We start from the raw sequence: 10,800 nt of genomic DNA, 5'->3' as shown, positions 1-10,800 counted from the left end.
AAGGCCGTCCCGGGTCAGGGACGCGTCTTCAGGTGCAACAGGAATCAGCTACGGGGCGGGCGCCAGACGCCGGACGGCGTACGGTCGGGGATGAAATCAGAAGAGAGGCTGACGAGCAGCGCACTGGAGGTAGTCACCGGCGCCTTGAGCACCGGCATCGACAATTGCAGCATGCCGCCGGTCTTGCATTCCTGGCCGGGCTTGCAGCTTTTGCCGTGGTCGGCGTGGCCGGCACCGTCTGCGCAACAGTCCGGGGACATGTCGCCCATCATCTGCATGTCGGACATCTGCATCGGGCACGGCTCGGTGCTCGACGGCACACCCGCCATCCCGGTGAGGGGAAGCGCGAGGCTCAACAGCAAGACGAGGAAAAAACGCAGATAACGGCTCATGGGGCGGGAGTCTAGCCAAAAGGCTATTAACCAACAATTAACAAAATCCGGAGATTTGGCCCAAGCCCACATGCCAGCCACAACACCCAACAAAAATGTGGGAGCGGGCTTGCTCGCGAAGGCGGAGTGTCAGCCCCTACACCTGGCGACTGACACACCGCTTTCGCGAGCAAGCCCGCTCCCACATTAGACCGAGCAAGGCTCGGAATCAGTGCATAAAGATCGCGATCAGGATAATGACCGGAATAGGCACACCGAGGAAAAACAACAGTAATGAGCGCATGACGTTCTCCTTGAATTAACGAACGGAAGTGGCGTGGACAGTGGTTTCGAGGTACACCACCGCATCCCGGCGACGACCTCCAAACGTGGCGGCGAGGCTGGCAAAAAACGCACCGATCAACAGCGCCACGAAGGTCCACAACGACGTATAGGCAGCCACTTTCGCAGCCGTGTCAGCCGCCTGCTTGGCTTTCAACTTGGCATCATCCAACGCCTTCTGGGCCTGGCCATACACCTGGTCCACACGCGCCTCGGCGTCAGCCTGGCTGAGGTTGGTCCGCTGGCTGATCAACTGTGCCAGGTAGGCACGGTCTTCAGGCGCCAACTGGCCGTTGTTGCTCACGGTGCGGGCAAAGATGCGGGCGACCACACCGTGCACCGCGTCATCACTGACGGCTGCCGGGCGATCGTCGCGGAACAGGCTGTCGACGTAATAGCCGAAGTCTTCACCCTTACTCGCACTGCCGGCCATCTGGCCTATGCCACTGGCAGCACCCGAAGCCACGCTGGCCCCGGCCTTTACACCACCGCTGACCACACCGCTGACCGAACCGACGATCAGCACCGCCGTTACCAGCGTGGCCACGGCCCAGGCCAGGAAGCCGTGGGCGGTGTCGCGAAAGTACACCTCATCGCCGTGCATATTGGCCCATTTCACCCGCAGGCGACCGGCGAGGTAACCGCCCATCCCCGACGCAATGATTTGCGTAACCGCCAGCCAGACAATGGTGGAAATGCCAAGCCCTTTGGCGCTGATGCCACTGTCGGCCCACGGCGACACCGCCGAAAAGCCCAGGCCGAAGCCCAGCAGTACCAGGATCAAGGACAGTGCAGCCGCCGCAGCGGCCCCGGCAAAGATCGCGCCCCAGGAAACCCCGGAGAGCGTGCTCGACTCTTGCAGCGTGGATGAGGATGTGATCATTGTTGTTGTGCTCCAGGCATGAAAAATGGTGTTACAAGTCTCAAAAGGGACAGTGCAGGCGACGTGCCAGGAGCCTTTAATTTAAAAACCCATATATTTCAATAAGTTAAGTAATTTGAACTAATGTGAACCATGCAACTTGCAAGAAACGCCCTGGCGCAGCGGGCGTTATGCATTCCTTGTAGGAAATAACCGTGAGTACGACGCTGAAGGCAAAAAATCCTACACACACAGCATTCGTTCAGATTCAGCGGGGTAAGGTGAATTGTGTCGTTTATGCCTACATAAATTTTTATTTAGGAAGCGGGCTATCATTTCTTGGCAAAATGCCCGCACTTCAGTGTGAATCGCTCACCAGGTAATCCTTATGACCCGCATTTTGACCATCGAGGACGACGCCGTAACGGCCCGCGAGATCGTTGCCGAGCTGAGTAGCCATGGACTGGACGTAGACTGGGTAGACAATGGCCGCGAAGGCCTGGTCCGCGCCGTCAGCGGTGATTACGACCTGATCACCCTCGACCGCATGCTCCCGGAACTGGATGGCCTGGCCATCGTCACCACCCTGCGCACCATTGGCGTGTCGACACCGATCCTGATGATCAGCGCCCTCTCCGACGTGGATGAACGGGTACGCGGCCTGCGGGCCGGTGGTGATGACTACCTGACCAAACCGTTCGCCTCCGACGAAATGGCCGCCCGCGTCGAAGTGCTGCTGCGGCGCAAAAGCACGGTCAAGGAATTCGAAACCGCACTGCGGGTGGCCGATCTGGAACTGAACTTGATCAGCCGTGAAGCCAGCCGCGCCGAACAGCCCCTGAGCCTGTTGCCGACGGAATACAAACTGCTGGAATTCCTGATGCGCAACACCGGGCAGATCCTGTCGCGGATGATGATCTTCGAGGAAGTCTGGGGTTATCACTTCGACCCGGGCACCAACCTGATCGACGTGCACATCGGCCGCCTGCGCAAAAAAATCGACCCGCCGGGCCTCACGCCGCTGATCCGCACGGTACGAGGTTCCGGGTATGTCATTGCTGAACCCCTCTAAAGGCTGGCGCTCTTCCAGCAGCCGGCTGCTGGCGCTCTACAGTTCGTTGTTCGTGGCCTGGAGCTGCATCCTCATGGGCGTGCTGTACTACGAGGTGTCCGGTTACCTGGGCGACCTCTCGCGCCACTCGCTGATGCAACGCCAGCACTTGTTCCAGCGCTTTGACGGCGAAGAACTGGTGGAAGCCCTGACCACCAGCATGACCTTCGACATGAAGGGCGTTGACGCCTACGGTCTGTTCGACAGCCAGTTCAACCCCATCAGCGGCCCGATCCGCGTGATACCGCCCGACCTGCCGATGGACGGGCACATCCATGCCTTGGCCAACTGCATCGACTCCGACGACCCGAAACTGCCCCGCGACAGCTGCGACGCCGTGGCCACCCACACCGAAGACGGCCGCTGGCTGATCCTGGTGCGCGCCAACGGCTCGCTGTTCGGCGTGACCCGCATCATCCTGCACGCCTTGCTGTGGGGGATTACCCTGACGATCATTCCCGGTGCGGCGGGCTGGCACTTGCTCAGGCGGCGCCCGTTGCGGCGGATTCGCGGGATCCAGGCCAGCGCCGAAGCCATCGTGGCCGGCGACCTGACCCATCGCTTGCCGCTGTCTGACCGGCGCGACGAACTGGACATGCTGGCGGCCATCGTCAACGCCATGCTCGACCGTATCGAGAAGCTGATGAACGAGGTCAAGGGCGTGTGCGACAACATCGCCCACGACCTGCGCACCCCGCTGACCCGCCTGCGGGCGCAGTTGTACCGGATCCAGCAGCAGGCCGATGAAGACGCGCCCCACGCCCTGCAACTGGACGCGGCCATCGCCGAAACCGACACCCTGATGGCACGCTTCCGTGGCTTGCTGCGGATCTCCGAACTGGAAGACCACCAGCGCCGTTCAGGCTTCCTGGTGCTCGACCCCCTGCCCTTGCTGCAGGAACTCCACGACTTCTACCTGCCCCTGGCGGAAGAAGGCGAGATGGAACTGCTGCTGCAAGTGCCGGCCTCGCTACCGTGGATCACCGGCGACCGCGCCCTGCTGTTCGAAGCCCTGGCCAACCTGCTGAGCAACTCGATCAAATTCACCCCGCCGGGCGGCGAAGTGATCCTGCGGGGCGTCAACGATGCCGGCAGCACCCGCATCGAAGTGCTCGACTCCGGGCCCGGCATTCCCGCCGCAGAGCGTGCAGCGGTGTTCCAGCGTTTCTACCGGGTAGACGAAGGCAATCAACAACAAGGCGGGTTTGGATTGGGGCTGTCGATTGTGGCCGCAATCATCAACCTGCACGGCTTCAAACTGGACGTGGGCAGCAGCGAAAGCGGCGGCGCAAAATTGATCCTAGAGTGCCGCCAACAACTGATGCCCGAAGCCTGAAGAACACAGTTGTAAAATGTGGGAGCTGGCTTGCCTGCGATGCAGGCACCTCGGTTTATCAGTTACACCGAGTTGATGCTATCGCAGGCAAGCCAGCTCCCACATTTGACCTCATTAACCCCAAGCCAATATTTCAGCCCGGGAAATTGCCCCGCAGCGCTTCAAGCCCGCCGCCGTACACCCCGGTAAACAACTCCTCCACCGCCGCATCCGTCACACCGGCCACCGGGGTAAACACGCCCGACCAGGTTACCTTGGCAGAACTGGCGGTCAGCCCTTCTACCTTCAAGGTCGCCAGGTACTCACTCACCGGAAACGGCGACTCGCTGATCGAGTAGCTGTAGGTGCGTGCGACGTTATCAAAGCTTTGCAACCGCTCCACCACCACCCCAACATCGGCGGTTTGCAGGTGACGCACACGCCCGCCTTCACTCGGTTCGCTCTTGACGATAAAGGGCAGCCAGTCCGGCAGCGAATTGAAGCCGCCCACCAATTGCCAAACCTGTTCGGCCGACACCGGAATTTCAATAACAGCAGATGCTTTTGCCACGATTCACACTCCAAATCATTCAAGAAAAATCAGATTGCCATGCTGTCGACAACACCGCCGTCGACCCGCAATGCGGCCCCGGTGGTGGCAGAGGACAAGGGTGAAGCAATGTACGCCACCAGATTCGCCACTTCATCCACATTCGCGGCGCGCTGGATGATCGACGTGGGCCGGGCGTTGCGCACAAACACATCCGCCTCGTCCCGCGCACTGCGGCCGGACTTGGCCACGGCGTCCTTGAGCATGTGCTCCAGGCCATCGGTAAAGGTCGGCCCCGGCAGGATCGCGTTGACCGTCACCCCGGTGCCCGCCAGCCGCTTGGCCAAGCCATGGGACACCGCCAGGTTGGCGCTTTTGGTGACGCCGTAGTTGATCATGTCAGCCGGCGTTGCCACACCCGATTCCGACGATACGAAGATCACCCGGCCCCAGCCCTGCTTGACCATGCCCGGGGTGTAATGCCGCGACAACCGCACGCCGGAGATCACGTTGACCTCGTAGAAACGCGTCCACTCGCTGTCGGGGGCGTCGAAGAAATCGACGTCGTTGAAGATCCCGAGGTTGTTCACCAGGATGTCGGCCCGTGGCTCGGCGGCGAACAGTTTTTCAGCGCCTTCCACCGTGCCGAGGTCCGCCACCAACCCACGCAGGTCAGCGCCGGGCACTGCCTGGCGAATCGTCGCCAGCGCCTCGTCGACCTTGCCCGATTCACGCCCGATCACCACCACCGTGGCGCCGGATTGGGCCAGGGCCTGGCTGATGCCCAGGCCAATCCCGGCGGTGCTGCCACTGACGATTGCAACTTTGCCACTGATATCAATTTTCATCGTTCGCGTTCCTGTGGTTAGAGCGGCAGCGGTGCACGGGCCGAAATCAATCGGGCGTCGCGCAGGGCCTGCCAAAAGGCTGCGGGAATCTTCTCTGACAACGCCGCAACGTCTTCCGCTATTCGACCCGGACGACTGGCACCCGGAATCACTGCGGCCACGGCCGGGTGGGCCAGGGAGAATTGCAGGGCCGCTGCTTTCACGCTGACGCCATGGGCAGCGGCAATGGCCTTGATCTGCTCGACTTTGCTGATGATCGCCGGGCTGGCTTTCTGGTATTCAAAGTGCGCGCCGCCGGCCAGGATGCCTGAGCTGTACGGACCGCCGACCACGATCTCGACGTTCTGCGCCAGCGCTGCGTCCATCAGGCGCTGCAAGGCGCGCTCATGGTCGAGCAAGGTGTAGCGGCCCGCGAGCAGGAAACCATCGGGCTGGGCTTCGGTCAGGTCCAGGGTCAATTCGCACGGCTCGACGCGGTTGACGCCCAGGCCCCAGGCCTTGATCACGCCTTCTTCACGCAGGCGGGTCAGCACTTTGAAGGCACCGGTGCGGGCCTGGTTGAAGTAGTCCAGCCATTGGTCGCCGTAGAAGTCCTGGGCGATGTCGTGAATCCACACGATATCCAGGCGATCGGTTTGCAGGCGGTTGAGGCTGTCTTCGATGGAGCGCAGGGTGGCGTCGGCACTGTAGTCGTTGACCATCTTGTTCGGCCGGCCATGTTCGAACACGCCGCTTTTCTCGCCGAGGTCACGGGCGCTTTCTTCCACTTCATCCAGAATCACCCGGCCGACCTTGGTGCTGAGCACGTAGTCGTCACGGTTGTACTTCGACAGGGCCTGGCCCAGGCGGATTTCCGAGAGGCCTGAACCGTAGAACGGTGCGGTGTCGAAATAACGCACGCCCTGGTTCCAGGCCGCTTCAACGGTGGCCTGCGCCTCGTCTTCCGGAATCGCGCGGAACATGTTGCCCAACGGGGCGGTACCAAAACCCAGCACGCCGGGCAGTTTGTCTTTCAAGCTCATGGGGTAAATCCTCAAGATTGTTCAAGGTCACTGTGTTGACCGTTGAGCAGATCGTAGATTGCAGAGATCGGACCGTCCAAGACATACTGCGACCAACTTGAGTCCTTACAGGTCTGACATGATCGATTTCCGCCAACTGCGCTACTTCGTTGTAGTCGCTGAAGAAGAACACGTGGGGCGTGCTGCCGAACGGTTGCACATCTCCCAGTCGCCCCTGAGCCGGCAGATCGCCCAGCTGGAAGAACGCCTGGGCCTGACCCTGTTCGAGCGCAGCCAGCAGCGCATCCGCCTGACCCGCGACGGCCAGACGTTCCTGGCCGAAACCAAGGCGCTGCTGACCCACGCCAACCGCCTGGAGTCCCTGGGTCGCAGGTTGGGCAAAGGTGAAGAAGGCGGGCTGTGCATCGGCTACATCGAAAACGCCATGCACGCCGGCGTGTTGCCCAACGCCCTGAAGGTACTGCGGGACGCGCGGCCGAACGTGCATATCGCCCTGTACAACCTGCCCTCCCTTGAGCAACTGGAAGGCTTGCGCCAACGCAGCCTGGACATCGCCCTGGTGGGTGAGCCCCCGGCCGCGGATGACCCGGACCTGATTGCCTTGCAAGTGCTGGACGATCCCATGCTCCTGGCGCTGCCCGAGCATCATGCCCTGGCCAGCGTCAGCGAACTGCTGCCTGAGCACCTGGCCGAGCAGCAATGGATTGGCGTGCAACGCAAACCCGGGGCGAACCCGGCGGATGACTTTGTGGCCGCGTGCATTCGGGCGGGCTTTACCCCCCAGATTCCGATGGAAGCCAGCGAGCCGTTTACCGCATTGGGATTGGTGGCCTCGGGCTTGGGCGTGGCAATGGTGCAAAAAGGCCTGAGCCGCAATGCACCACCGGGGGTGGTGCTGCGGGAGTTGCCGTGGCTGACCTACACCACGCCGCTGTGGGCGGCGTGGCACCGGATCAACCTGCGGCCGTTGGTGGAAACCTTCCGGAAAGTCCTGACAGAGCCCCTATCACCTGTGGGAGCCGGGCTTGCCCGCGATGCAGGCACCTCGGTCTGTCAGTAAGACCGTGGTGATGCCATCGCAGGCAAGCCAGCTCCCACAGGGTTCGGTGTCGCAGCTAAACGTGTGGGGGATCAGTAGCGCCAATGCCCCGGCACCCACAACCACTGCCCATTCCCCCAGCGACCTGATCGTTCCCACGCTCTGCGTGGGAATGCATCCCGTGACGCTCCGCGTCACCACTGCGCAAGACCTGAACCTGGCGACGTCAGCTGGACGCAGAGCGTCCGGGGCGGCATTCCCACGCAGAGCGTGGGAATGATCAGTACGCCAGAAAATCGCTGGTCAAAGCCCCCTCAAAACAACGCGTGGGTGTAGGTCACGTACAGCCGGTTTTCGTCCAGGTCGCGCTGTGTGGTGACGGTGCTGCGCAGCATCGCGTTGCGCCACTGCACGCCAAACCCGGACAACGTCGGCCCCTGGAACGCATAGGTCAGCACCAGGTCGCGCTCCCACTCATGCTGGCTGCCCTGGTCCGACTTGATGTCGCCACCGCGCTGGTAGATCACCTGTGAACTCAACCCCGGCACCCCGATGGAGGCAAAGTTAAACGCGTGCTGCGCGACCCAGGTGTTTTCGCCGGCGCGCTGGAAACGTGCGCCGGTCTGGCGGTCGGTGATCAGGTAAGTCGCCGAGCCATCGCCCTGGTTGAGGAACGGGAAGTCACTGGACCCATTGAGGTGCTGGTAGCCCAGGCTGAACGCATGCCCGGCCAGGCTGTAGGTGAACAACCCCGCCAGCACCCGGTTATCCACTTCGCCGTTGTTGTGGTAGCCGGTGCTGCGATAACCCTCGGCCCGGCCCGCCGCGCTGCCGTTGCGGCCGTCGGAGCTGCTGTCGAAAAACCGCAGGTCACTTTTGAAACTGCCCACGGGCAAGGTCAGGTTATGCACCAGGCCCACAAAGTGCTGCTGATAGAAGTCTTCGAGGTCGCCGTAGTAGTACTGCAACAACAGATCGGGGCGCGGGGTGTAGTCGACGCCGGCGTAATAGAACTGGTTGCTGCGCTTGCCGGCCGGGCCGCCTGCACCGCTGATGGCAAGGTCTTCGTTGTTCGAGGAGTTGCGGCTTTTGACCCCGCTCAAGCGCCCGCCGAGCAGGGTGAAGTTGTCGAAATCCTTGGACGTGGCCTGCCAGCCCTGAAAGGTTTCCGGCAGCAGGCGACCGTCGTTGTAGACCACCACCGGCAGTTTCGGCATCAGGGTGCCGACCTTCAGTTCGGTCTTGGCCACACGCACCTTGCCGGTCAGGCCCAGGCTGGCGAAATCACTCACCGCCCGGCCATCGCTGTCGGTGGGAAACACAAACCCGCCCTGGCTGACGCTGTTGGGGTTGCCATGGGTGCCGCGCCCGGAATCCAGGCGGATGCCGAGCATGCCCAGGGCGTCTACACCGACGCCGACCGGGCCCTGGGTGTAGCCCGAAGTGAAGTTGAGGATGAAGCCCTGGCCCCACTCCTCCAGCTTCGACGGCTGGGCCGGGCCGCTACGGTTGTCCTGGTTGAAGTAGACGTTGCGGGCTTCGATTTTGGCGTGAGCGTCGTCGATAAACCCTTCGGCATTGGCGTGGGAAACAGCGGCCACCGCGAACACCAGAGGCAAAACGCGCGCGCACGAAGGCGCCGATTTCAGTACGGAATTTTTCATTGAGGGTACCCATTACTTTTATTGTTGTTTGGGAGTCATGTAGGAGCGAGCTTGCTCGCGAAGGTCGTCAACGATAACGCTGGCATCCTGAATGCACGCGCTACCCGGGCGTTCTTCGCGGGCAAACCCGCGCCTACAGAAAAACAGTCAAGTCGGGAGTGCGGTGACCTCCGGCGCCTTCCGGCGCCCGGTCATGCGTTGCAGCGAAAAGATCGCCATCGAGCCCACCAGCGCCGGTATCGCCAGCACGATAAAAAACACCGACGGCTGCCCCAGTTGCGCGATCAACCACGCCCCCAGCACCGAACCGATAATCGAGCCGACCCGCCCGTTGGCCATGGCCCAACTCACCCCCGTGGCCCGTGCGGCCGTCGGGTAGATGCTGGCGGACAGCAGGTTCAATCCGTTCTGTGCCCCCGCCACGCCGAAGCCCACCATGAACACCGTCAGCCCCAGCCAGAACGCATCGGCCAGCGCGAAGCCCACCAGTGCAATCACCAGTGCCGAACCCAGATACGCCAGGCCCAGCACGCGATACGGGCTCACGCGGTCCATCAGCAACGCCATCAGAATCGCACCCACCGTGCCGCCCAGCGGCACCATCGCACCAATGCGCGCGGCGCTGGCGATGTCGTAGCCGGCGTCCTTGAGGATGCTCGGCAGCCAGCTGGTCAGCAGGTAGAACACAAACAGCGAACAGAAGAACGTGCCCCACAACAGCACCGTGCGCAGGGCGCGGCCTTCGATAAACAGTTGGGAGATAGGCGAGCGCACGGCCACCGGGCTTTGCGGTTCGATGAAGGTGATGTCGTGCAGGTCGGTGCGGCCGGTGATCTTCCCCATCACCTTGCGCAGCGTCTCGGCATGTTGTGGGTGGGCCGCCATAAAGCGCACCGACTCCGGCAACAGCCAGGCCAGCAAGGGCAGCAACAGCAGCGGCACCACCCCGCCAATCATCAACACCCCGCGCCAGCCGAACACCGGGATGATCTGGCTGGCCACTGCCCCGCCAAGCGCCAGGCCGGTGGTGAACCCGCTGTAGCTCAGGGTGACCATGATCATCCGCCGCCGCGCCGGCGAGTATTCGGCGCTCAAGGTGATGCACGTCGGCATCGCCCCGCCCAGGCCGATGCCGGTGAGAAAGCGCAGTGCGGTGAGCATGTCGATGGAAGTGGAGTACGCCGAAGCCAGGGTGCCGAGGCTGAAAATCAGCACCGACACCAGCAGCACCTTCTTGCGCCCATAGGCGTCAGCCACCGGCCCGAAGATAAAGGCGCCGACCATCAAGCCCAGCAGCCCGGCGCCAAACGCCGGTGACAACTGGCTGGGTTGCAGGCCCCATTCCTGGCGCAGGGCCGGGGCGATGTAGCCGATGACGGCGGTGTCGAAGCCGTCCACCAGCACCACCAGGAAGCACAGGACCAGCACCATGACCTGGTAGCCGGAAATCCTGTTGTTGTCGATCATTGCGCCTAGGTTGGCGGTCTTGCCGTTCATGGATGTTCCCCTTTTATTGGATTTGTCTGTGGGGTGAATCAAGTGCATCGCAACGCTGATGTTTCGATTTGAAATCCGCTCAAGATGTGGGAGCTGGCTTGCCTGCGATGCAGGCACCGCGGCATCTCAGGCACACCGCAGTGATGCCATCGCGGGCAAGCCCGACTCCCACAGGGAGG

Annotated in this window: 10 protein-coding genes; 3 read left to right on the top strand and 7 right to left on the bottom strand. The window is 62.1% G+C overall.

Annotation, left to right across the window (positions count from 1 at the left end):
• Positions 1–44: 44 nt before the first annotated feature.
• Together HX855_RS01045 and HX855_RS01040 are read right to left on the bottom strand one after the other, a co-directional pair.
• Entirely contained in the window at positions 45–392 is a 348-nt protein-coding gene (locus HX855_RS01045) for a hypothetical protein (protein WP_177089644.1), read from the bottom strand.
• Between the two features lie 298 nt (positions 393–690).
• Positions 691–1,596 carry a hypothetical protein gene (locus HX855_RS01040; protein WP_177089645.1) on the bottom strand — a complete coding sequence of 302 codons (906 nt, stop codon included), beginning with the start codon at positions 1,594–1,596 and terminating at the stop codon, positions 691–693.
• A gap of 367 nt (positions 1,597–1,963) precedes the next feature.
• On the opposite strand from HX855_RS01040, the gene HX855_RS01035 reads away from it, so the two are divergent.
• Positions 1,964–2,647 carry a response regulator transcription factor gene (locus HX855_RS01035; RefSeq protein ID WP_003219726.1) on the top strand — a complete coding sequence of 228 codons (684 nt, stop codon included), beginning with the start codon at positions 1,964–1,966 and terminating at the stop codon, positions 2,645–2,647.
• Complete coding sequence (locus HX855_RS01030; RefSeq protein WP_177089646.1) at positions 2,625–4,022, top strand: cell wall metabolism sensor histidine kinase WalK; 1,398 nt, start codon at positions 2,625–2,627, stop codon at positions 4,020–4,022. Before HX855_RS01035 ends, HX855_RS01030 begins: the two co-directional genes overlap by 23 nt.
• A 133-nt stretch (positions 4,023–4,155) precedes the next feature.
• On the opposite strand, the gene HX855_RS01025 is transcribed toward HX855_RS01030, so the two are convergent.
• Genes HX855_RS01025 through HX855_RS01015 form a run of 3 tightly spaced genes read right to left on the bottom strand, consistent with a single transcriptional unit; the run spans position 4,156 to position 6,421 of the window.
• Positions 4,156–4,572, bottom strand: coding sequence for an SRPBCC family protein (locus tag HX855_RS01025; protein ID WP_177089647.1), 417 nt, complete (start codon positions 4,570–4,572; stop codon positions 4,156–4,158).
• A 29-nt stretch (positions 4,573–4,601) separates the two neighbouring features.
• Complete coding sequence (locus tag HX855_RS01020) at positions 4,602–5,399, bottom strand: SDR family NAD(P)-dependent oxidoreductase (protein WP_218176001.1); 798 nt, start codon at positions 5,397–5,399, stop codon at positions 4,602–4,604.
• A gap of 17 nt (positions 5,400–5,416) precedes the next feature.
• Entirely contained in the window at positions 5,417–6,421 is a 1,005-nt protein-coding gene (locus HX855_RS01015; RefSeq protein WP_177042586.1) for an aldo/keto reductase, read from the bottom strand.
• 118 nt (positions 6,422–6,539) lie between these two features.
• Here HX855_RS01015 and HX855_RS01010 point away from each other — a divergent pair, with 118 nt between their 5' ends.
• Positions 6,540–7,481 (top strand): LysR substrate-binding domain-containing protein, encoded by a 942-nt coding sequence (locus HX855_RS01010; protein ID WP_177089648.1) that lies wholly within the window; start codon positions 6,540–6,542, stop codon positions 7,479–7,481.
• Positions 7,482–7,774: 293 nt separating this feature from the next.
• Here HX855_RS01010 and HX855_RS01005 read toward each other — a convergent pair whose 3' ends face one another.
• Both HX855_RS01005 and HX855_RS01000 read right to left on the bottom strand, forming a co-directional pair.
• Positions 7,775–9,124: an OprD family porin gene (locus tag HX855_RS01005; protein ID WP_177089649.1), complete on the bottom strand. Its 1,350-nt coding sequence runs from the start codon at positions 9,122–9,124 to the stop codon at positions 7,775–7,777.
• A gap of 147 nt (positions 9,125–9,271) precedes the next feature.
• Positions 9,272–10,621: an aromatic acid/H+ symport family MFS transporter gene (locus HX855_RS01000; protein ID WP_177089650.1), complete on the bottom strand. Its 1,350-nt coding sequence runs from the start codon at positions 10,619–10,621 to the stop codon at positions 9,272–9,274.
• Positions 10,622–10,800: the final 179 nt, after the last annotated feature.

The sequence above is a fragment of the Pseudomonas sp. IPO3778 genome, assembly GCF_013386825.1.
In the GTDB taxonomy this organism is placed as follows: domain Bacteria; phylum Pseudomonadota; class Gammaproteobacteria; order Pseudomonadales; family Pseudomonadaceae; genus Aquipseudomonas.
The sequence above is the reverse complement of the archived record's forward strand: the minus strand, read 5'-3'. Positions and strand labels throughout refer to the sequence as shown.